Below are 21,443 nucleotides of genomic sequence, written 5' to 3' on the forward strand. Positions count from 1 at the left end.
CCGTCCCTTCTGCGCAAGGCAAGCGCCAACTACCGTACGTACGAGCAGACCGAGCCCGGCTACCGTACGTACCGAAGCTCTTCAGGAAAGGCAGTCCGTTGTACGAAGGCGTGGTCCAGGACCTCATCGACGAGCTGGGGCGGCTGCCCGGCGTCGGTCCCAAGAGCGCGCAGCGGATCGCCTTCCACATCCTGCAGGCCGAGCCGACGGACGTGCGCCGCCTCGCCCAGGCGCTGCTCGAGGTGAAGGCGAAGGTCCGCTTCTGCGCGACCTGCGGCAACGTCGCGCAGGAGGAGCTGTGCGGCATCTGCCGCGACGCCCGCCGCGACCCGTCCGTCATCTGCGTGGTGGAGGAGCCGAAGGACGTCGTCGCGATCGAGCGGACCCGGGAGTTCCGGGGCCGCTACCACGTGCTCGGCGGTGCGATCAGCCCCATCGAGGGCGTGGGACCCGACGATCTGCGCATCCGCGAACTGCTCGCGCGACTGGCCGACGGCACGGTCACCGAGCTGATCCTGGCCACGGACCCCAACCTGGAGGGCGAGGCCACGGCCACGTACCTCGCCAGGATGATCAAACCCATGGGCCTGAAGGTCACCCGCCTGGCCAGCGGCCTCCCGGTGGGTGGCGACCTGGAATACGCGGACGAGGTCACCCTCGGCCGCGCCTTCGAGGGGAGACGACTCCTAGATGTCTGACGCCACGCTGCACGCGACGACGCAGGACCCGGACGACTTCGCGGTCCAGATCGCGGACCAGATCGAGAGCTTCCTGGTCGCCGTCACGGAGGTCGCGAAGGGCGACGAGCCGGACTCGGCGGTCCCGTTCCTCCTGCTGGAGGTCTCCCAGCTGCTCCTGGCCGGCGGCCGCCTCGGCGCGCACGAGGACATCGTCCCCGACGAGCGCTACGAGCCGGACCCGGGCCCGGAGGCGGACGTGGACGAGCTGCGCGAACGGCTCGCCGCCATGCTGGAGCCGGTCGACGTCTACTCCGAGGTCTTCGACCCGTACGAGCCGCGCAAGGCCCCGGTCCCTGCCCGTATCTCCGACGACCTGGCGGACGTCATCACGGACCTGCGCCACGGCATGGCCCACTACCGGGCCGGCCGCACCACGGAGGCCCTGTGGTGGTGGCAGTTCTCGTACTTCTCCAACTGGGGCGCCACCGCCTCCGCCACGCTCCGCGCCCTGCAGTCCGTGGTAGCGCACGTCCGCCTGAACCAGCCCCTGGAGGAACTGGACGGCCTCGACACCGACCAGGACCTCGGCGACGAGATACTCGCGGAGGAGGCCGGCCGGGTCATGGCGAAGGAGATCGCGGACCCGCTGGGGATGCGTCCGGTGAAGTAGGCCGGCGGTCAGTAGGCCGGCGGTCAGTAGGCCGGCGGTCCGCGAGCCGGGTGGTCACACCAGCCCGGCGACTCCCTTTCCGAGGGTGCTCAGACCTCCGGCCAGCGCGAGCAGCAGGACCAGGGCGCGGGCGCGCCGCTCGGGCACGCGTCCGGCGAGCGCCCTGCCGATCAGGGCTCCTGTCGCCAGGGCGAGGACGGCGAGGACCCAGACGGGCGCGGTGAGCCGGGGCGGCTTGTTGGACGCCACGGACACGACGTTGACGACGACGCCGTAGAACTGCGCGTTCGGCACGAACTCGCGCACGCTCCAGTCGGCGTTCAGGGCGTACAGGGAGACGGGCGGTCCACCGACCCCGGCGGCCGAGTTCATGAAACCGCCCAGGCCGCCGGCGACGACGGCCCCGCGGCCGCCGCGCAGGGCCGGCACCCGCAGGCCCCGCACGACCAGTACGACCGCCACGGTGACGAGTGCCCCCATCGACGCCAGCAGCAGGGGTTCCGGCAGGTGCCGGGCCACCCACGTCCCGGCGGGCACCGTGATCACGGCGGCGACGCACAACGGCACCATCACCGGGACCCGCACCCTGCGCCACCCCTCGGCGATCCCCACGACGCTGATGGCCCCCGCGGCGCAGTTGGCGAGCACGACGCCCTGGGCCGGACCGAGCAGCAGCACCAGCGCGGGCACGGCGACGAGCGCGAACCCCATCCCGGTCAGCCACTGCACACACCCGCCGAGCAGTACGATCCCGGCCAGCAGCACGTCTCCCGCCCACCCATGCGTCACAGGCCGGCATTCTGGCGCCCGTCGGCTCAAGGCGTCCATGACATCCGTGCCCGACAGGGAGTTCGCACCCGCTGCTGTGACTCGCGGCACGTTTCGCGTACCGGCCCAGCCGTGGGGCAGATGCCGTGCTGAGCGGCCTCGGGTGCCGACGGGAAGCGGTGGTGAAAAACCGTCGTACGGCCGTCGTGCATCCGAAGAAAACCGGGATGATCCCCGCGTGAGCGGGACATCTCACCATGCGGTATCCCGGAAGGGAAATTGGGTCGCTCGATAGACTGAGCCGACCGCACCTGCGTCTCGCAGGCGCGGAAAGAGACGGACTGAGCGAGGAGCGCACGTGGGCCTTGTCGTGCAGAAGTACGGAGGCTCCTCCGTAGCCGATGCCGAAGGCATCAAGCGCGTCGCCAAGCGGATCGTGGAAGCGAAGAAGAACGGCAACCAGGTGGTTGTCGTCGTTTCCGCGATGGGCGACACGACGGACGAGCTGATCGATCTCGCCGAGCAGGTTTCCCCGATCCCTGCCGGGCGCGAGCTCGACATGCTGCTGACCGCCGGAGAGCGGATCTCCATGGCACTGCTGGCCATGGCGATCAAAAACCTGGGTCACGAGGCCCAGTCGTTCACCGGCAGCCAGGCAGGTGTCATCACCGACTCGGTCCACAACAAAGCCCGGATCATCGACGTCACGCCGGGTCGCATCCGGACCGCGCTGGACGAGGGCAACATCTGCATCGTCGCCGGCTTCCAGGGCGTCAGCCAGGACAAGAAGGACATCACCACGCTCGGTCGTGGTGGCTCGGACACCACGGCGGTGGCCCTCGCGGCCGCCCTCGACGCCGAGGTGTGCGAGATCTACACCGACGTCGACGGCGTGTTCACCGCCGACCCGCGCGTGGTGAAGAAGGCCAGGAAGATCGACTGGATCTCCTTCGAGGACATGCTGGAGCTGGCCTCGTCCGGGTCCAAGGTGCTGCTCCACCGCTGTGTGGAGTACGCCCGCCGCTACAACATCCCGATCCACGTCCGCTCCTCCTTCAGCGGGTTGCAGGGCACGTGGGTCAGCAGCGAGCCAGTCGTTCGAAAGACACAGCAGCAAGGGGAAACGAAGGTGGAGCAGGCCATCATCTCCGGTGTCGCGCACGACACCTCCGAGGCCAAGATCACGGTCGTCGGCGTGCCGGACAAGCCGGGCGAGGCCGCCTCGATCTTCCGCGCCATCGCCGACGCCGAGATCAACATCGACATGGTCGTGCAGAACGTGTCGGCCGCGTCGACGGGCCTGACGGACATCTCCTTCACGCTCCCGAAGAGCGAGGGGCGCAAGGCGATCGACGCCCTGGAGAAGGCCAAGACCGCGATCGGCTTCGACTCGCTGCGCTACGACGACCAGATCGGCAAGATCTCCCTCGTCGGCGCCGGGATGAAGACGAACCCGGGTGTCACGGCCGACTTCTTCACGGCGCTGTCCGACGCGGGCGTGAACATCGAGCTGATCTCGACCTCCGAGATCCGCATCTCGGTCGTCACGCGCAAGGACGACGTGCCCGAGGCGGTCCGCGCGGTGCACACCGCGTTCGGTCTGGACTCCGAGAGCGACGAGGCGGTCGTCTACGGAGGCACCGGGCGATGACCGGGCTCCCCCGCGGGGGGACGAAGCCGACGCTCGCGGTCGTGGGTGCGACCGGGGCCGTCGGTTCGGTCATGCTCCAGATCCTGTCCCAGCACGCGGACATCTGGGGCGAGATCCGTCTGCTCGCCTCGCCGCGCTCGGCCGGCCGCAAGCTGGCCGTGCGCGGCGAGGAGGTCGAGGTCGTGGCGATCTCCGAAGAGGCGCTCGTCGGTGTCGACGTGGCGATGTTCGACGTACCGGACGAGGTCGCGGCGCACTGGGCGCCCATCGCCGCCGCGCTGGGCGCGATCGTGGTGGACAACTCGGGCGCGTTCCGCATGGACCCCGATGTCCCGCTGGTCGTGCCGGAGGTCAATCCGCACGCCGCCCGGGTGCGTCCGCGCGGCATCATCGCCAACCCCAACTGCACGACGCTGTCGATGATCGTGGCCCTCGGCGCCCTGCACGCCGAGTTCGGGCTGCGCGAGCTCGTCGTCTCCTCCTACCAGGCCGTGAGCGGCGCGGGCCGTGCGGGCATCGACACCCTGCGGCAGCAGCTGTCGCTGGTCGCGGGCACGGAGCTGGGCACCAAGCCCGGTGACGTACGGCGGGTGGTGGGCGACAACACCGGGCCCTTCCCGGAGCCCGTCGCGCTCAACGTCGTGCCGTGGGCCGGGTCGCCGCGCGAGGACGGGTGGTCCTCGGAGGAGATGAAGGTCCGCGACGAGTCCCGCAAGATCCTTGGGCTGCCCCAGCTGCGCGTGGCCGTCACCTGTGTCCGCGTGCCGGTGGTCACGACGCACTCGCTGACCGTCCACGCCTGTTTCGAGGGCGAGGTCACGGTGGACCGGGCACGCGAGATCCTCGCCACAGCGCCCGGCGTCGTCCTGTTCGACAATCCGGAGGCGGGCGAATTCCCCACGCCCGCGGACGTGGTGGGCACCGACCCCACGTGGGTCGGCCGGGTGCGGCGGGCCCTGGACGACCCCACGGCGCTCGAACTCTTCGTCTGCGGTGACAACCTGCGCAAGGGTGCCGCACTGAACACCGCGCAGATCGCCGAACTGGTGGCGGGGGAACTGGGCGCCACCGCGTAGTGCCCCGACAGGCGGCCGGCGGCCGGAAACCTCCTCGCCGGTGGCTGAAACGTTTGTAGGATCTATGTGGGTTGCACGGACCATCCCGTGGTCCGGACCTTGAATCGAAGTCTCTCGGCGTTCGAAGATTTCACTCCCCGCCCTCGCAACCGCGCGCAGGGCGGGGAGCGTCTTTGCGGTCGCCCTTCGGGGGGCTGAGCACCACCACACACGGGGCATAGGGGAAGAGCTGGTACGCATGAGGGCACTTGACGCACGGTCCGGTGCGCTGGGGGGCGCAGGGGAGGGCGTGCAGGCGGATGTGCTGTCCGACGGGAACGTGATGCCTGTCGCGTACAACCCTGGCGGGGGCAGACGTGTCCAACTGGCGTGGCAGAGGTACTCGAATTCACCGCGGTACAGGCGAGGGGCGCGGCCCTTCGTCCGCCCCGCCGCCCCCGGATGCCCGGCGCGCCCGGCGGCATGCCGGTGATCGCCCCCATGCCCGCAGCGCGGCCCACCCGCATACCGAACCAGCGCGAGGACGCAGAGGAGACGACGGCCGCCGGCACCACGGTCGACCATCTCACCGAGACCTATCGCGCCCACTACCGCTCCCTGCTGGGTCTGGCGGCGCTCCTCCTCGACGACACCGCGTCCTGCGAGGACGTCGTCCAGGAGGCGTTCATCCGCGTGCACTCCGCGCGCAAGCGCGTGCGCGACCCGGAGAAGACCCTCGCGTACCTCCGCCAGACCGTCGTCAACCTGTCGCGCTCCACGCTGCGCCGCCGCATCCTCGGTCTGAAGCTCCTGACGAAGCCGATGCCGGACATGGCGAGCGCCGAGGAGGGCGCGTACGACCAGTTGGAGCGCGACTCGCTGATCAAGGCGATGAAGGGCCTGCAGCGCCGTCAGCGTGAGGTCCTCGTGCTGCGCTACTTCGCCGATATGACCGAGGCTCAGGTGGCTCAGACGCTGGGTATATCGCTGGGTTCGGTGAAGGCGTACGGCTCGCGCGGCATCGCGGCGCTCCGTGTCGCCATGGGGGCATCGGCATGAGCAAGTACGAGGAGCGCACTCCCTGGGGGCGCGACTCCCACGAACGACACGAACCGTACGAGTGGCACGAGCCGACGGACCGGTCACGGTCCCTCGAGGCCGACCACGAGCAGCACGCTGGGAACGGAACCGTGAACCACCGCCCCGACGACCACGTCCGTGCGGACACCGAACGGGACCGCGCCGCCGCGGACCACCTCTCCGAAGCCCTCGGCACCGACACGGGCGGTGCCGGTGACGGCCACGGCGCGGGGAGGGACCGGCTCCTTGCGGCGCTCGGGGGAGGCGGGGCCGGGTCGGGCTCCGGCGGTGGCGAGGATCTGCCCGCCGGCGACGACGATATGCCCGAGGGGCTCGGTGCGGACGAACTGGCGCTGCGGCGGTTGCTGCACCAGGCCGTGCGCGACATCGAGCCGCGCGAGGGCGGCCTCGACCATCTGCGGCGTGCGGTACCCGCCCGGCGGGCCCGCAAGCGGCAGGCCGTGGTCGGCATGGCGGCCGCCGCCCTGTTCGTCGGCACCGCGATCCCGGCCCTCGTCCACGTCTCCAGCGCCACGGGTTCCAACGCCGACCCGTCCATCGCCGGCCAGGTCTCACAGGCTCAGGGCGACGCCGACCAGGGCAAGGGCCCGGACGGCGGTTCCAGCGGTTCAGCCGGCTCGGCCGGGACGTCCAAGGAGACGGGCAAGGGGAGCCAGAAGGGCCAGGAGGACAAGGGCAAGGGGACGGCAGACGGTGCCACCGGCGGGGCGAACCCGTCGGCTTCCGCGCAGACCGCACCCGCGTGCACCGCGGCGCAGCTCGGCCAGCCGACCGCCACCGCGGGCGCCCCGGACTCCACCGGCGCGGTCTACGGCACGTTCCGCGTCACGAACACCTCCACCACGAGCTGTACCGCCTCGGGCAGCGGCACCGTCACCACGGCCACCCAGGGCGCGGCGAACCCCGCGAAGATCACCGTGGTGAACCATGTCAGCGGCGACCCGGCCACCGGCCTGCCCGACCCGACGCAGGAAGTCTCCTCCCTGGTGCTCAAGCCCGGAGCGGCTTACGAGGTCAAGTTCGCCTGGGTGCCCTCGGAGACCTGCCCGACCACGGGCAGCGGCACCGGGGGTGGCGGGGGCGCCTCACCCGACCCCAGCCCCTCGGACAGTACGAGCACGAGCGGCGGCGGCTCGAGCCCGGAGAGCAGCGGCACGTCACCGCAGCTCATGACGGAGGACGGCGTGGCCGACGGCAGTGTGACCGTCTCCCTCACTCCGGGCACCGGCGCCGCGAGCTCCTCGACCACCATCGCGAACGCCTGTGCCGGCACGGTCTACCACACGGGGATGCTGGCGGGGTCCTGAGCCCGAGGCAGCGGCACCACGGCCGGCCGGACCTGCCTCAGGGGCCGCTCGGCCGCTGCCTCAGGCCCTGGCGGCCGGCGTCGGGCTTTCGCCGGCGGCTTCCTCGCCGGTCGTGCCGGTGTCCGGCCCTTCCGGTACGAGGCCCAGCTGTGCGTCGCGGGCGTATTCCACCTCGCGGCGCAGCAGGCGGAACCACATGAAGACCGTGAAGCCCGCGAAGACGAACCACTCGCCGGTGTAACCCAGGTTCTGGAACGCCTTCAGGTCCAGTCCGCTCCCCTGGGGCGCCGTCGCCGGTACCGCCTTCATCCCGCTGTCGGCCTTGGTGAGGGTGATCCACGCCTCGTACAGGTCGTAGGGCACCAGGTTCACCAGCGTCGCCGTGCTGATGTCCGCGGTCTGCCCGGCCGGCAGTCCGCCTGCCGCGCCCACCCCGTTCGACCCGGGGCTCTCCGGGGCCTGCAGGGCGCCCGTGACGGTGACCTCCCCGGCCGGCGGGGCCGGGGCCTTCGCGGGGTCGGCGTCACCCGGCAGCCAGCCCCGCACCACCGGCAGCGCCTTGCCGCCGTCGGTCCGCAGCATGGTCAGCACGTAGAACCCGCGCTTGCCGTCCAGCTCACGGTCCGGCACCAGCAACTGCTTGCCGTACCGGCCGGTGGCCGTCACCTGCCTGCCGGACGTGCTCTTGTCCACCGGCAGCAGTTCGGCCAGCGGCCGGGCCGCCTCCTTGCGGCCCGCGGTGACCTGCTCGCTCGCCGCCCGCTGCTCGTGCACCCGTGCCTCGAACCGGCCCAGCTGCCACGACCCCATGAAGACGCAGAACGGGATGGCCAGCAGCACGAAGACGTTGATCCCCCACCAGCGGGGCGTCAGCAGAAACCGGTACACGCCTTCAACGGTACGGTGCCATCCCCGTGTGCCCGCCCGTGGGGCCCCGTTATCCCAGGGCACGACCCCCCAGATGCCGCGCCGCGAAGTCCAGCTCCAGCCGGACCTGCTTGATCCGCTCGTCGACCACGAGTGAGCCGTGCCCCGCGTCGTACCGGTACACCTCGTGCACCGCACCTCGCGCGGCGAGCCGGTTCACATAGTTCTCGACCTGGCGGATCGGGCAGCGCGGGTCGTTCACCCCCGCCGAGATGTACACCGGAGCCTTCACCGCATCGACGTACGTCAGCGGCGACGACGCCTCGAACCGCTCCGGCACCTCCTCCGGCGTGCCGCCGAGCAGCGTCCGGTCCATCGCCTTCAGCGCCTCCATCTCGTCGTGGTACGCCGTGACGTAGTCCGCGACCGGTACCGCCGCGATCCCGATCGTCCACAGCTCGGGCTGGGTGCCCAGCCCGAGCAGCGTCAGGTAGCCGCCCCACGAGCCGCCCGTCAGCACCAGCCGCTCCGGGTCCGCCAGCCCGGACGACACCGCCCACTCCCGGACCGCCGCGATGTCCTCCAGCTCGATCAGCCCCACCCGGTGCTTGAGCGCGTCCGTCCACTCGCGCCCGTACCCGGTCGAACCCCGGTAGTTGACCCGCACCACCGCGTACCCGTGGTCCACCCAGGCCGCCGGCCCCGCGGCGAACGAGTCACTGTCGTGCCAGGTCGGGCCGCCGTGGATGTCGAACACCGTCGGCAGCGGGCCTGAAGCACCCGCCGGCCTCTGCACCAGCGCGTGGATGCGGCCACCCGGTCCATCGACCCACACGTCCTCCACCGGCACCGACCCGGGCGCCCTGATACCGGGCGGATCCAGCACCACCCTGCCCGAGGTGGACCGGACGACCGGGGGCTCGGCCGCGGACGACCACAGGTACTCCACGGTCCCGTCGGGCCGTGCCGTCGCCCCGGACACCGTGCCGGGCGGTGTCGGCACCCGCACCAGCTCTCGTGTGGCCAGGTCGTAGCGGAACAGCTCGCTGCGGGCCTCGAATCCGTGCACGATCAGCAGCGCGGAGCCGTCCGGATACCATTCCGCGGCCACGTCACCGGGCAGGTCCAGCTGCAGGTCCGTCTCCTCGCCGGAGGCGACGTCCCACACCAGCGGCTCCCACCGGCCGCGCCGCTGGTGCCCGATGAGCAGTCGGGTGTCCCCGTCGACCGGTGCGAAGCCCAGGACCTCGAGGCCCAGCTCCACCGTGCCGTCCTTGGTGTCGTCCAGCTCCGCCACCGTCGAACCGTCCGGCCGCAGCACGCGCAGCGCCGAGTGCATCGCGTCACCGTGCTCGGTGTGCTCGATCGCGATCAGCGAACCGTCATGGGAGAGGTCGCCCACCCCGGCCGACTCGCGGTGCCGGTAGATCTCCACCGGGTCCCGGCCGGCCCGCACGAGATGGATCGTGGAACCGTCCTGGTCGGTCGAGCGGCCCACGACCGCCGTCCGCCCGTCCCGTCCGATCGCGAGCCCCGCCGGATACGACGGCTCGAGTCCGGGAGCCGCGGGCTCGTCGGGCCCGGAACCCGCACCGGAGGCTCCGGGCACGAACCGCTGGCGTCTCCAGATCCCGAACTCGTCACCGTCCGTGTCGTCGAACCACCAGATCCACTCGCCGTCCGGCGAGAGCACGCCCTCAGTCGTGCCGTTCGCCCGGTTCGTGACCTGGCGCTGCTCGCCCGTGACGCGGTCCCAGGCGTACAGCTCGTACGTCCCCGTCGCGTTCGAGACGAACAGTGAGCGGTGCGGCGCGTCCTCCGCCCAGTCCGGCAGTGACACCCGCGGCGCCCGGAAGCGCTTCTCCCAGTCCGGCATGTCCCCGCCGCGCTCGGGCGAGGTGGACCCGTTGCTCTCAGTCATGGCCCCCATAGTGCCTGGCCGGGCCGACTTCCCGCGGGCGAGGCCCACGGCCTGTGGACAACTCACCCGCAGCCGAGGTCCGGAGCCTGTGGACAACCCGGCTCGACCCTCTGGCACGCACGCGGGCGGTGTCAGGCCCCGGCCGGCTCCCGGCGCCTGCGCCCCAGCAGGTCCGCGAGACCGCGCCGCGTCGCCGCCAGGACCACTCGGTCCTCCGCGCGCAGGACGTAGGTGGGCGGCACGTCCCAGACCAGGCCCGAGGCGCGGTCGGGCGTGCGCGTCTCCGGGTCCGGCGTCTGGCCGCGTTCCTCCGGCGCCGCGGTGTCCAGGGCGAGCACCCGCCACGCCCCGGCGCGGAACGCCTGGGCGACCGTTTTCCCCTCCAGCTGCGGATGCCCGGCCACGTCCACGGCGGCGAACAGCAGCACCCGCCGCTCCACCGGGATCGCCCCCAGGATCTGCCGGCCCAGCATGGCCCCGGCGAACGCGGGCGCGGCCAGGTGGGACACGCTGCGGCTGCGCGTCTGTGCGTGCGGGTGCGCGGCGCGCAGAGTGCGGTAGACGGCGGTCGCGAAGTCGTCGTCGTACAGGCGCAGGACGACCCGCAGGTCGGGCCGTACCGAACGGGCGTACAGGACGGCCTCGAGGTTCGTCGTGTCGGAGCTGGTGAGGGCGAGCAATGCGTGCGCCCGGTGGATCTTGGCGGCTTCCAGCACGCCTTCCTGGGTGACGTCCCCGAGCACGACCGGCACCCGTAGCCGCCGGGCCGTCGCGAGGCCGCGCGCCTCCGGGTCGCCCTCCACGCACACCACCGGGATCTTCAGCTCCCGCAGCCGGGTCATGACCCGGGTGCCGATCTTGCCGACGCCGAGCAGCACCACGTGTCCGGACAGCCCGCGCGGCGGTCTGCGCAGCGCGGTTGTGCTGCGGAAGGTGCCGAGGGCTTCGAGCACGGCCGCCAGCAGCACGGGCAGGAGCAGCAAACCGACCAATGAGGACAGCAGTTGCAGGATCTGCCGCCCGACGGGTTCACCGATGGCCGGGTCGTCGATGGCGAACAGGTCCAGCAGCGTCAGGTAGGTGGCGTGCAGCGGGGGTTCGCCGGTGACCGCCATCGACGCGATCGCGAGCCCGACCACACAGCCCACCAGCCCGGCGACCGACCAGCGCAGCCGCCGCGAGAACAGCGAGCCGAGCGGTACGACACTGCGCCCGGCGGGCAGCGCCGGGCCGCTGTACGAGACGGTCTCCAGGACGATGGTGCCGCGTCCGGTGGCCTCCGCCACCGTGCTTTCGTCTGGCAGGAGTCGGGGACCCTGCTCGCCGTCGGAACCGTCGGAACCGTCGGCCCCGGCAGGGTCGTTGCCCGTCGCGGACAGCAACGCCAGCGTGCACAGCCCGGGGTCGGCGACCTGCCCCGGCCGTGGCGGCGGCCGCTCGACGGCCCGCAGCATCAGCCCGTCGGTCTGCACCACCTTGGTGGTGCCGGCGACGGCGGTCGCGGCCAGGGCGGGCGCGGCGGTGTCGGCGTCGGACAGCACGGTCGTGGACGCGTCGAACGCCTCGGCGTCCCCGGTCCCGCCGGACGCCAGAGCCGCCGCCTGATCGAGGAGTGCCTCGATGTGCTGCCCGAGCCGCCGGTTGTACAGGCGCAGGACGAGCCGCAGCCGCGGGTTGAGGCGGCGGGCGGTGAGCGCGGCGCGGATGTTGGTCTCGTCGTCGTCATAGACGAGCGCCAGTGCCGCCGCCCGGTTCACGCCGGCCTCCGCGAGTACGGCCTCGGACGCCTCGGGGGCCTCGATCATTCGTACGGAACCGGCGGGTTCGGTGCTGTGGCCGCCGCCTGGTCCGCTGGTGCGTCCGTCTGCGCCGTTGCCGTTCCCGTTGCCGCTGCCGTTGCCCGCCGCGCGCGTGACCGCGGCGGAGACCCGGTCGAGCAGCGTGGAGGAGCGGGCACGGCCCACCACCGGCTGCCTGGCGACCCGGACGGCGGGCGGGACGACGAGCGTCACCTGCTCGCCGTACACCCCGCGCAACTCGGCGGCCAGCCGGTGCGCGAGCCCGTCGTCCCCGCACACCACCATGTGCGGGACGCCGTCACCCGACCCGTTCTGCTGCGGAACCCCTGCCCCCACGAGGAGAAAGACTGCCGTATCGGGGGTGCTGGTTCCACAGAGGCCGGTGAGGCAACGGGCCTCGTCCGCACGGGTGACGGTGACAACGGTGAAGAGCGGGGCTGCCGCCCTTGAGTCATACTCGTGGTGAGTTCGACCGGCGTCCTCGACCGCGCCTGCGGGACGAGCCGTCACCGGCCTGACCAGTCCCTGAGGGGGCCATCATGGCTGTGGAAATCCCGCCCTTGATCAGACCCTCCCGCCTCAGGCGTCGAGGGGGCCTGCTGGGCGAATGCCTCGCGGAGTTCCTGGGGACGCTCGTCCTCATCGCGTTCGGATGCGGTTCGGTCGCCGTGGCCGTCGCCGCGCTGCCGGGATCCGGCCGTACCGCGGGACCCACCACCTTCTTCCTGAGCTCCGGCGACTGGCTCCTGATCACCTGGGGCTGGGGCCTGGCCGTGACGTTCGGCATCTACGTCGCGGGCGGCGTCAGCGGCGCCCACATCAATCCGGCGGTCACGCTGGCGTTCGCGGTGCGCCGCCGGTTCCCCTGGGCCCGGGTGGTCCCGTACTGGTTCGCACAGCTGGCCGGCGCGTTCGTCGGGGCGGCGCTCGTGTACGCCGTCTACCACGACGCGATCAACACCTTCGACCACGCCATGACGGGGCCGAAGACGAACGGGCACACGCTCGCCACCTTCTCCATCTTCGGTACGTTCCCCGCACCGTTCTTCCACGGCGGCACCTGGGGCCCGCTCGTGGACCAGATCGTCGGTACGGCCTTCCTGGTCATGTTCGTCGTGGCGGTCGTCGACCTGCGCAACACGGGGGTACGGGCCAACCTCGGACCCTTCGTGATCGGCCTCGCGGTCGCAGCCATCGGCATGTCGTACGGCGCGAACGCCGGATACGCCATCAACCCCGCCCGGGACTTCGGACCGCGCCTGTTCACCTGGCTGGCGGGCTGGCAGAGCCTCGCGCTCCCCGGCACGCTGCGCGGCTCCTTCAGCGACTACTGGTGGATCCCGATCGTCGGCCCACTCGTCGGCGGCGTGGTCGGGGTCCTGGTCTACGACCTGTTCATCGGTGACATCCTGCACATCCGGGCACAGCGTGCCGAGACGCCGGAACCGGGCCGGACCCGTCCGGTGGACACCACGGACGAGGAGTGACCGGCGGCAGGCGCCGAGCCGATGGCCGGCCCGGCGCCTGAGCCGATGACCGGCCCGGCCACTGAACCGATCCACCGGGCCCGGCACCTCACGGCGCGCGCAGCAGGAGAACGGCGATGTCGTCCGTGTGCCGGCCGGTGGGCCAGGCGTGGCGGACCAGGCCGTCGATCATGTCCTCCAGCGCATGGTCGCGGACGTCGGCCAGATACCGCGCCAGGGCGTCGGTGGCCCGGCCGGTGTCGGTGCCGGGGACTTCCACGAGGCCGTCGGTGTAGAAGGCCAGCAGGGCGTCCGCCGGGAGCGGCACGCGGGTGACGGGGTACGGGAAGTCGACGTCGACGCCGAGCAGCGGCCCGGGCTCCACCTCCAGCAGGCCGACCTCGCGAGAGCCGTCGCACAGCAGCGGCGGGACGTGGCCGGCGGTGGCGAGGGCGATCTCCCGGCCGGCCAGGTCGAGCTGTGCGTAGAGGCAGGAGACGAGCAGGCCGGAGTTCAGGTCGCCGAGGAGCCGGTTGGTGCAGGCCAGGACCTGGTCCGGGGGTGCGCCGGCGGTGGCGTGGGCGTGGATGGCGGTCCGCACCTGGCCCATGAGGGCGGCCGCGGCGATGCTGTGGCCCTCGACGTCGCCGATGACGGCGGCCGCGGTGGTGGCGTCGAGGCGCAGCAGGTCGTAGAAGTCGCCGCCGACCTCGACGCCGCGGCTCGCGGGCAGGTAGCGGGCGGCCACGTCGAGTCCGGCCACGGTCGGCAGGGCGCGCGGCAGGAGCGCCTGCTGGAGGTCGTGCGCGAGGCCGTGCTGGGCGTCGTACAGCCGGGCGCGGTCCAGGGCCTGCGCGATCAGCCCGGCCAGTGAGGTCAGGACGGCCCGCTCGTCGGCGGAGAAGGTGTGGGGTCGGACGTAGGAGAGGACGCAGCAGCCCACCGGCCGTCCCGTGATCACGAGGGGGAGGAAGGCCCAGGCCTGTTTGCCGCTCAGCAGGGGTGCATCGGGGTAGCTGCGGGCCAGCTCGGCGGGGCCGGTGAAGAACGCGGGGGTGCCGGTGGCGAGGACCTGCCCGGCGGGGGAGAGGTCGGTGTCCAGCATGAGCCCGTCGAGGCGGTCGACGACCTCGGGCGGGTAGCCGAACGAGCCGAGGATCTTCAGACGGCCGGCGTCGGCGGCCGACAGCACCAGGCCCTGGGCGCGGAAGGCGGGCAGGATCTGGTCCGCGATCAGGTCGAACAGGTCGCGCACGCTCACCGTCTCGGTGAGCGCGGCGGCCAGATGGACGAGCTGGTACAGACGGCCGGTCGGGGTCATCATGACCGGCCGGGGAGGGGTGCTCGGCGCGGGCTGCTCCCCGGCAGGGGTGATGCGGACGCTGATGCCGCTGGTGTCCGGGTACAGCTCGAAGTTCAGCCACTGGTCCGGTGGGCGCAGGGCGGTGAAGGACAGAGGGGCGCGGCTGACCACGGCCGTGCGGTAGTGGTCCTCGATCACGGGGTCGTCCATCCACGGCAGCGACTGCCAGGGCCGGGTTCCCAGCAGTCGGCCGCCGTCGCGGCCGAGCAGGCGGGCGGCGGTCGTGGTGATGAAGGTGATCCTGCCCTCGAGATCCAGGGCCAGGGCGCCCTCGGGGAGGCGTTCGGCGTAGTCGACGGCGGCGAGGTCGGCGTGGGCGGGGTGGCGCGGGGCGTCGAGGGGGACGAGGCGCGGCTGCTCGGGAAGCGTGGGCGGGCGTGCGGCCTGGTCCAGGAGATGGGCCAGACGGCGGGCGCTGGAGGTGATGTGGTGGCGTTCGCGGGAGGTGGGCCTCCGGGCGTGGTCGGCGGGCCACATCAGCACCAGCCCGCCCCAGCAGCGGCGCATTCCGGTCACGGCGTGCGCGGCGAGCGGGAATCTGTAGGGCAGGACCGCGGCGACACGCGGGTACCGGCGGGCCATGTCGCTCTGGTCCGCGACCCACACCAGCCGTTCCTCGCGGATCGCGTCGGCGAGCGGGACGGGAGCGCTGAGCGACAGCCGCCGCCATGGGGCGGTGAACTCCAGAGGCATGCCGCATATGGCCACCAGCCGCAGCACCGGCTCCGCCTCCTCGATCAGGTAGACACCGCCGACGGAGGCTCCGGTGCGGCGCACCGTCGTGGCCAGAACCGTGTCGAGGGCATCGTCAGGTCCGTCGGGGGCATCTGCCGGCGCCGGAACCGTGCCCTCCGGCTCATCGCCGCCGCCCATGGGCATAATCCGGACAATACGCCCATCTGAGGTCACTGACACCGCAAGCGTCGCCGCTCGGGCGGACTGCCGGACCGTCCTCGCCCCCCCCGGGACGGCAGGTGCCCGGTGGCCGGAAGGTTGAAGATCATGCCGGTCGGCCATCGTCGATTTCACCCAAAGTTATGGGCGATTAGGATGGATTTATGAGACTGGATCCCATCTGAGGCAGGTGCCACCTGCGGGTGGTGATCCGGGGACGCCGTACACAAGCCCAGCCGGAGTCGCCATGAACTCCAACCGAGCCGTCGGCACCGCCCCCGGCTGCCGACACCTACACGGTCATGACCTTCCGTGACGGGCGGGCAGTCCCCTGGCGGGGCCGGGCAATCCCTCGGCGCGAGCGAGCCGTATATACCGGTATGCAGAGGTTCCGGTTCCCCGTGGGCCGTCTCCCGGACGAAGCTCTGCTCTCCGGGCTGGCCACCGGCGATCCGGAGCTCGCGGTCACCTTCGTACGCAGGTTCCAGCACAAGGTCTTCGGCGTCGCCGTCGCCGTCACCGGGGACCCGCAGCTGGCCGAGGACATCGCCCAGCAGACGTTCGAACGGGCGTGGCGCCATGCGCAGATCTACGACTCCCGCCGGGGTTCGGTGACGACCTGGCTGACCACCATCGCCCACAACCTCGCCATCGACGCCGTCCGGTCCCGGCGGCCGGAGCCGCTGGCACCCGACGACCTCGAGGCCGTCCTGGGCGTCGTCAGCGAGACGCCCGAGCAGTACGCCCTGGCCGACGAGGCGTCCTCGCGGCTGCGGGCCGCGGTGGCACGGCTCCCGCGCGAGCAGGGCCGTGCACTGGTGATGGCGGGTATCTACGGCATGACCGCCCAGCAGATCGCCGACTGGGAGCACATCCCGCTGGGCACCGCAAAGACACGCATCAGGACGGCGATGGGCAAGTTGCGCACCACCCTCGCCCCTCCCCAGGGGAGCGACCATGCCCGGTGACGTGGCCTGTGAGCAGCTGCGGGAGATCGGCCCCGAGCTGGCTCTCGGCGTGCTTCCCGGCCGGGAACGCGCCGGGGCGGTCGCCCATCTGGACCGGTGCGCCGACTGCCGGGAGTACGTCGCGCAGCTCACCCTCGTCGGCGACCGGCTGATCGGGCTGCTGCCGTGCGGTGAGCCGCCGGTCGGGTTCGAGACCCGGGTCGCGCAGGCGCTGACGCGCAGCGCACAGGGGCAGGGTGCGCAGGCAGAGGACGGGCGGGCCCGGGGTGCGCACGTCGGGGGTGCGCCGCGGGTCGAGTGCGTGCGGACGAACGGCGCGCAGGCGCAGGGCACGCCGGCGCACGAAGGGCGTTCGCGCGCCCATGAGACAGGCATCCCGCGGCAGGGCCGGCGCGGTCGCCGGGTACGGCTGCGGGCCGCCTCCGCCGCGGCCGCCCTCGCCCTGGCCTTCGGGTTCGGCGGCTGGGCGGTCGGCACGGCGATCGAGGAGCTCACGGCCGGACCCTCGAGCCCCGCCGGGGCACCGACGGGCATGCTGAGGGCCGCACTGGTCTCGGCCCGGGCTTTCGGGAAGTCGGCGGGCGAGATCTATGCCCACCCCGGGCCCGGGGGCTGGCTCTACATGTCCGTCGATCTGGCCGACGCCGGGACGCCGTACGACGGCAAGGTCTCCTGTCTGCTGGTGCGGCACGACGGCAGCACGGTCCGCGTCGGTGAGTTGACCCTGCACAAGGGCTACGGCTACTGGGCCGGCCCCGCCCCCGTCGATGCCTCGACCCTGGCGGGCGCCCGGCTGACGGCGCCCGACGGGACGGTCCTGGCCACGGCTCAGTTCGGCGCCTCCGGTCTGGCGTAGGGCGGGCGCCTCACGGGCGGGTGCCGTGCCGGTAGTGCGTCCCGTGCGCTCTGCCGGGTCGTGCGCCCTGCGGGCTCTGCCGGGTCGTGCGCCCTGCGGGCTCTGCCGGGTCGTGCGCCCTGCGGGCTCTGCCCGGTCGTGCGCCCCGCGGGCCCTGCCCGGTCGGCGCCCTCCCCGGTCGTACGCAAGCCCTGATTCACCCCAAAGAGTGAACAAGTGGATGGATGTCCGGGCTGCCCCCCTTCGGTGCGGTGTCCTGAGGCACGCATGCCGTGCCCGGACCGGCGCAGAGGGGAAGAAGAGGGGGAAGCGTATGCGGGTCTTCGTGCTGTGCGCGTGGCTGCTGACCGCCGGTTTGGGCGGTTACCTCGCCACCGTGTGGATCCGTCACGGCGGACTGCGGCAACGCACGCCCGGCGTGACGCGACTGCCGCTCTGGCTGGTCCTCGGCCATGTGGCACTCGCCGTGGCCGGGCTCGTGGCCTGGACCGTGTACCTCGTGGGCGGGACCGGGGCCTCGGCCTGGACGGCGTGCGCGGTCGTCCTGGTCGTGGCCGCCTTCGGCTTCATGATGCTGCTGCGCTGGCTGCCCAGCTCCGGACGGCACTCCCACGGCGGCACCACCGCCGAACGGCACTTCCCCCTCGCGGCCGTGGTGGCACACGGGACGAGCGCCGGCGCCACCGTGCTCCTGGTCGTGCTCGTGGCGCTGCGCCGGGCGTGAACCCGCCTCACCCCAGGGTGAGCAGAACGATGGCGACGGCCGAGCCCACCAGGCCGATCACCTGCGTCCGGGTGGCCCGCTCGTGCAGGACCGCAAGCCCGAGGACGGTGGGAATCGCCGGATACAGGGAGGCCAGGACGACGGCGATGGCCATCATCTGCCGACGCGCCGCCCACAGATAGAGGATGAGGCCGAAACTCGCACCCGCCCCGACGAGGACCGCCTCAGCCAGCCGCCGCACGGGCTGCCGGAACCGGGGAGCCTGCCGCAAGGCGCTCGGTGCCAGGAGCAGGACGGCGGCGAGACGCCCGGCGGCCACGGGCCACAGACCGCTCGCCGAAGCGGCCTGAGCGAGGCCGATGTACTGCAGGGCCACCCCCGAACTGGCGATCAGCCCGTCCACCGACGCCTCCCTCCCGTCCCCGCCGCCACCGGGGCGGGAGCCGCCGGAGACGAGCCACAGGGCAGGCACGGTGAGGCAGATCCCCAGCCAGGCCGCCCCTGTGGGCTGGTCGCCCAGGAGGAAGACACCGCTCAGCACGGACAGGGCGACCCCGGTGACGGCGCTCACCGGGACCACGATGCTCATGGCTCCCCGGCTCAGACCGCGGTTGAGGAAGTGCATGGCGGTCCCGCTGCCCATCCCCGAGAGGGCGCCCCACACCACATCCGCGGGCCGGACCGTCTCGGCAGGCACCAGAGCCGCGGCCACCACCGCGAACAGAAGGCCGCCGACCTGCCCGAGGAAGGTGACCACGGTGAAGTGGACCCGGCGGGACAGCAGTCCGCCGGCGAAGTCGACGGCGCCGTAGCAGACCGCCGAGGCCAGTGCGAGAAGAGCACCCATCCACCCACAGTTCCCAGGCGCTGGCGCTCGACGCCCCCGGTCAGGTCGATGACGGCGGGGTCGTCGGCGGGGTGTGCGGGGCGGACGAGCGCGAACCGACCAGGAGCAGGCAGAGCACGGCGACCCCGGCGACGAGTCCGGCGAGGAGCAGCAGCGGGTCGAGGGGGCGGGCCGCGGAGGCGGCGCTGTCGGTCGGTTCGACGGCCTGCTGGGTGGGTGCCGTCGCGGGGGCCGCCGCTGCCGGGGAGGGGGACGGGCTGCTCGATACGGGTGCGGCGGCTGCCGCGCTGTGGCCGGTGTGCGCGGTGGGGCCGGCCGCGGCGGCGGACCGGGCGGGCTGCGGCGCCGCGGCGGTGGCCCCGGTGTGCTGGTGCGCGGTGGGAGTGGGGGCGGCGGCCGCCTTCACCACGAGCTGGGCGGTCATGCCCGGGTGCACGGTGCAGACGTAGCCGTAGGTGCCGGGACTGGTGAACGTGTGGCTCCAGCTGGCGCCCTTGTTCAGCATCGGGGAGTGGATCGGCTCCGGGCCCGAGGTGGTCTTCACGTCATGGGGCGCCTGGTCCTCGTTGACCCAGGTCACGGTGTCGCCGGCCGAGATGGTGAGCGAGCGCGGGCTGAAGGCGTAGCCCGACATCACGACGCGGTAGGAGGCGGCAGCGTGCGCGGGGCGGGAGGTGAGGAGCGTGACGGTGCCCGTCAGGAGCAGGGCGGCCAGCAGAAGGCGTACGGAACGGGCGGGCCGGAGCGGGGCGGTCAGGCGGTGCATGTGAACTCCGCGGCGAGGAGCAGGCCGAGGTGGCGTGCGGGGCGTGTCCGGGACAGGGCGAAACCGGTCGTGCGGCGCAGCGGGCCGTAGGGGACGCGTGCGGTGCCGAGGACGAGGAGGCGGCCGTCGGTGCGTTCGACGACGCGCAGCAGCAGCGTGGCGGGGACGAGCTCCAGCGAGGCGTCGCCCGTGCCGAGGCTCCCGGGCAGGCGCAGTCGTGTTCCGCCCGCCACCGGTTCGATGGTGGTACTGACGAAGGTGAGCAGGTCGCCGCCGAGCGCGTCGCCGCCGAGCGCGAGGCTCAGGACGCAGTCTTCGGGGTCGGGGGCGATGGTCAGCGCCGCTTTCTCGACGTCGGCGCGTCGGCGCAGGGTGACCAATGGGCCGATCCGGTAGGTGAGTTCGGCGATGCGGCGGTTGGCGGCGGCCGTGTAGGCGCCGGGGCGGGGCAGCCGGTCGTGGTGGGTACGCGGTGGCAGCGTCGCGGTGGACGACGTGTGTACCGGGAGCGGTTGCGTGGGCGGGAGTTCGGTGGTCATGGCGGTACCTCGGGCTCGTGACGGGGCGCCTGACGGATCCGGGACAATGGCGGTGGTGGCGGGCCGGCCGACTGCGACTCGGCCGGCCCGCCACGTCTCGTCGCCCTTCCGTCAGCAGGAGTTGGTGAGGTAGTCCTTGGTGGGGGCGAGCATGTGCTCGGCCCAGACGGTGTGCATCTTCACGTAGGCGTCGGGGTTGAGGATGTCCGAGACCTGCTGGCCCGGCGACTCCTCGAGGTGCGCGGAGTCGATGTGCTGGAGGAGCACCGTGAGGGTGTCGTCGCCGACGGAGCCGGCGCCGTTCACGGCCGGGGTGAGGATGGACTCCACCCAGACGGTGTGCATCTTGATGTAGTTGTCGAGGTTGAGCGCGTCCTGGACCTGCTGTCCCGGGGACTCCTCCAGATGGGCCTTGTCGATGTGCTGGAGGATCGGCAGCAGGACCTGCTGGATGCTGACGCAGCTCTCGCCGCCGTCGTCACCGCTGCCGCCGCCCGTACCGCCCGAGCCGCTGCTGCCGCCGTGCGAGCCGCCGCTGGAGCCGCCGGAGCCCGAGCCTCCCGTGCCGCCCCCGGTGGAACCGCCCGTGGATCCGCCCGTGGACCCGCCGGTGGACCCGCCGGTGGAGCCTCCGGTCGAACCACCCGTGGAGCCTCCGGTCGAACCCCCGGAGCCCGATCCGCCCGTACCGCCGCCGGTGCCGCCGCCGCTGTCGGCGACGACGGTGATGGAGGCCGTCATGTCCGGGTGGACGGCGCAGTAGTACTTGTACGTACCGGGCTTGGTGAAGGTGTACGACCAGCTGTCGCCCTTGTTCAGAGTGCCGGAGTCGAACTTGGCGGGGCCGCTCGTGGTGGTGACCGTGTGTGGCGCGGAGTCCTCGTTGACCCACTTCACGGTCTGGCCGACCTTGATGGTCAGGGCCTGCTGGGCGAACTTGTAGTTCGTGATCTTGATGGTGTAGTCGGCCGCCTTGGCCTGGGACGCGGCCGGCTGGGCCTGGGCCATGGAGTGAGCTTCGGCGGCCGGTGCGGCGGTCGCCGGAGCGGCTGCGCCGCTGGACGCCTGGAGCAGGCCCAGACAGGCGACGGCTGCGAGGCCGGCGCCCGCGCCGGTGGCCAGCAGTACCCGGTTTCCCACCCGGGAGCGCCGGTGGCGCGGCGGGGGAGCGGGGATGTCGTCGGTACGCATGATCGTGTGT

The 21,443-nt window shown here is 72.3% G+C and carries 19 protein-coding genes; 10 read left to right on the top strand and 9 right to left on the bottom strand.

What is annotated here, in order from left to right:
* Positions 1 to 98 precede the first annotated feature (98 nt).
* The gene (gene recR / locus C3488_RS04135) at positions 99 to 698 is read left to right on the top strand and encodes a recombination mediator RecR (RefSeq protein WP_103837909.1); all 600 of its coding nucleotides are present in this window, start codon (positions 99 to 101) and stop codon (positions 696 to 698) included.
* Positions 691 to 1,350 (top strand): DUF5063 domain-containing protein, encoded by a 660-nt coding sequence (locus C3488_RS04140; protein ID WP_103837910.1) that lies wholly within the window; start codon positions 691 to 693, stop codon positions 1,348 to 1,350. The genes recR and C3488_RS04140 overlap by 8 nt, the downstream gene beginning before the upstream one ends.
* A 54-nt stretch (positions 1,351 to 1,404) precedes the next feature.
* Here C3488_RS04140 and C3488_RS04145 read toward each other — a convergent pair whose 3' ends face one another.
* A complete protein-coding gene (locus C3488_RS04145) occupies positions 1,405 to 2,139 on the bottom strand; it encodes a sulfite exporter TauE/SafE family protein (RefSeq protein WP_258053283.1) in 735 nt (244 codons plus the stop codon).
* Between the two features lie 337 nt (positions 2,140 to 2,476).
* On the opposite strand from C3488_RS04145, the gene C3488_RS04150 reads away from it, so the two are divergent.
* The 4 genes from C3488_RS04150 to C3488_RS04170 all read left to right on the top strand — a co-directional run bounded on the left by C3488_RS04150 (position 2,477) and on the right by C3488_RS04170 (position 7,232).
* Complete coding sequence (locus C3488_RS04150) at positions 2,477 to 3,769, top strand: aspartate kinase (RefSeq protein WP_103837912.1); 1,293 nt, start codon at positions 2,477 to 2,479, stop codon at positions 3,767 to 3,769.
* The gene (locus tag C3488_RS04155) at positions 3,766 to 4,845 is read left to right on the top strand and encodes an aspartate-semialdehyde dehydrogenase (RefSeq protein WP_103837913.1); all 1,080 of its coding nucleotides are present in this window, start codon (positions 3,766 to 3,768) and stop codon (positions 4,843 to 4,845) included. Before C3488_RS04150 ends, C3488_RS04155 begins: the two co-directional genes overlap by 4 nt.
* Before the next feature lie 369 nt (positions 4,846 to 5,214).
* Positions 5,215 to 5,883, top strand: coding sequence for a SigE family RNA polymerase sigma factor (locus tag C3488_RS04160; RefSeq protein ID WP_181138866.1), 669 nt, complete (start codon positions 5,215 to 5,217; stop codon positions 5,881 to 5,883).
* The gene (locus C3488_RS04170) at positions 5,880 to 7,232 is read left to right on the top strand and encodes a hypothetical protein (RefSeq protein ID WP_258053284.1); all 1,353 of its coding nucleotides are present in this window, start codon (positions 5,880 to 5,882) and stop codon (positions 7,230 to 7,232) included. The genes C3488_RS04160 and C3488_RS04170 overlap by 4 nt, the downstream gene beginning before the upstream one ends.
* Positions 7,233 to 7,292: 60 nt before the next feature.
* On the opposite strand, the gene C3488_RS04175 is transcribed toward C3488_RS04170, so the two are convergent.
* From C3488_RS04175 to C3488_RS04185, 3 genes are all read right to left on the bottom strand, one after another.
* Positions 7,293 to 8,120, bottom strand: a complete 828-nt coding sequence (locus C3488_RS04175; protein WP_103837917.1) for an SURF1 family protein — start codon at positions 8,118 to 8,120, stop codon at positions 7,293 to 7,295.
* 49 nt (positions 8,121 to 8,169) lie between these two features.
* Positions 8,170 to 10,020, bottom strand: a complete 1,851-nt coding sequence (locus tag C3488_RS04180) for a prolyl oligopeptidase family serine peptidase (protein WP_103837918.1) — start codon at positions 10,018 to 10,020, stop codon at positions 8,170 to 8,172.
* Between the two features lie 131 nt (positions 10,021 to 10,151).
* Positions 10,152 to 12,104: an NAD(P)-binding protein gene (locus C3488_RS04185; RefSeq protein WP_103837919.1), complete on the bottom strand. Its 1,953-nt coding sequence runs from the start codon at positions 12,102 to 12,104 to the stop codon at positions 10,152 to 10,154.
* A gap of 254 nt (positions 12,105 to 12,358) precedes the next feature.
* On the opposite strand from C3488_RS04185, the gene C3488_RS04190 reads away from it, so the two are divergent.
* The gene (locus C3488_RS04190) at positions 12,359 to 13,306 is read left to right on the top strand and encodes an MIP/aquaporin family protein (RefSeq protein ID WP_103837920.1); all 948 of its coding nucleotides are present in this window, start codon (positions 12,359 to 12,361) and stop codon (positions 13,304 to 13,306) included.
* Positions 13,307 to 13,394: 88 nt separating this feature from the next.
* Here C3488_RS04190 and C3488_RS04195 read toward each other — a convergent pair whose 3' ends face one another.
* Complete coding sequence (locus C3488_RS04195; RefSeq protein ID WP_103837921.1) at positions 13,395 to 15,521, bottom strand: SpoIIE family protein phosphatase; 2,127 nt, start codon at positions 15,519 to 15,521, stop codon at positions 13,395 to 13,397.
* Positions 15,522 to 15,922: 401 nt separating this feature from the next.
* On the opposite strand from C3488_RS04195, the gene C3488_RS04200 reads away from it, so the two are divergent.
* From C3488_RS04200 to C3488_RS04210, 3 genes are all read left to right on the top strand, one after another.
* Positions 15,923 to 16,510, top strand: coding sequence for an RNA polymerase sigma factor (locus C3488_RS04200; RefSeq protein WP_103837922.1), 588 nt, complete (start codon positions 15,923 to 15,925; stop codon positions 16,508 to 16,510).
* Positions 16,500 to 17,366: a zf-HC2 domain-containing protein gene (locus C3488_RS04205; protein WP_103837923.1), complete on the top strand. Its 867-nt coding sequence runs from the start codon at positions 16,500 to 16,502 to the stop codon at positions 17,364 to 17,366. Before C3488_RS04200 ends, C3488_RS04205 begins: the two co-directional genes overlap by 11 nt.
* Positions 17,367 to 17,679: 313 nt before the next feature.
* Positions 17,680 to 18,090, top strand: coding sequence for a hypothetical protein (locus tag C3488_RS04210; RefSeq protein ID WP_103837924.1), 411 nt, complete (start codon positions 17,680 to 17,682; stop codon positions 18,088 to 18,090).
* A gap of 7 nt (positions 18,091 to 18,097) precedes the next feature.
* On the opposite strand, the gene C3488_RS04215 is transcribed toward C3488_RS04210, so the two are convergent.
* The 4 genes from C3488_RS04215 to C3488_RS04230 all read right to left on the bottom strand — a co-directional run bounded on the left by C3488_RS04215 (position 18,098) and on the right by C3488_RS04230 (position 21,433).
* Entirely contained in the window at positions 18,098 to 18,937 is an 840-nt protein-coding gene (locus tag C3488_RS04215) for an EamA family transporter (protein ID WP_103837925.1), read from the bottom strand.
* Between the two features lie 40 nt (positions 18,938 to 18,977).
* Positions 18,978 to 19,703 carry a plastocyanin/azurin family copper-binding protein gene (locus tag C3488_RS04220; protein ID WP_181138867.1) on the bottom strand — a complete coding sequence of 242 codons (726 nt, stop codon included), beginning with the start codon at positions 19,701 to 19,703 and terminating at the stop codon, positions 18,978 to 18,980.
* The gene (locus tag C3488_RS04225) at positions 19,691 to 20,242 is read right to left on the bottom strand and encodes a hypothetical protein (RefSeq protein WP_103837926.1); all 552 of its coding nucleotides are present in this window, start codon (positions 20,240 to 20,242) and stop codon (positions 19,691 to 19,693) included. The genes C3488_RS04220 and C3488_RS04225 overlap by 13 nt, the downstream gene beginning before the upstream one ends.
* 111 nt (positions 20,243 to 20,353) lie before the next feature.
* On the bottom strand, positions 20,354 to 21,433 hold the full coding sequence (locus tag C3488_RS04230) for a plastocyanin/azurin family copper-binding protein (RefSeq protein ID WP_103837927.1): 1,080 nt from the start codon (positions 21,431 to 21,433) through the stop codon (positions 20,354 to 20,356).
* Between the last annotated feature and the right edge of the window lie 10 nt (positions 21,434 to 21,443).

Origin of the sequence: Streptomyces sp. Ru72 (genome assembly GCF_002920635.1) — a bacterium.
Classification (GTDB): Bacteria; Actinomycetota; Actinomycetes; order Streptomycetales; family Streptomycetaceae; genus Streptomyces.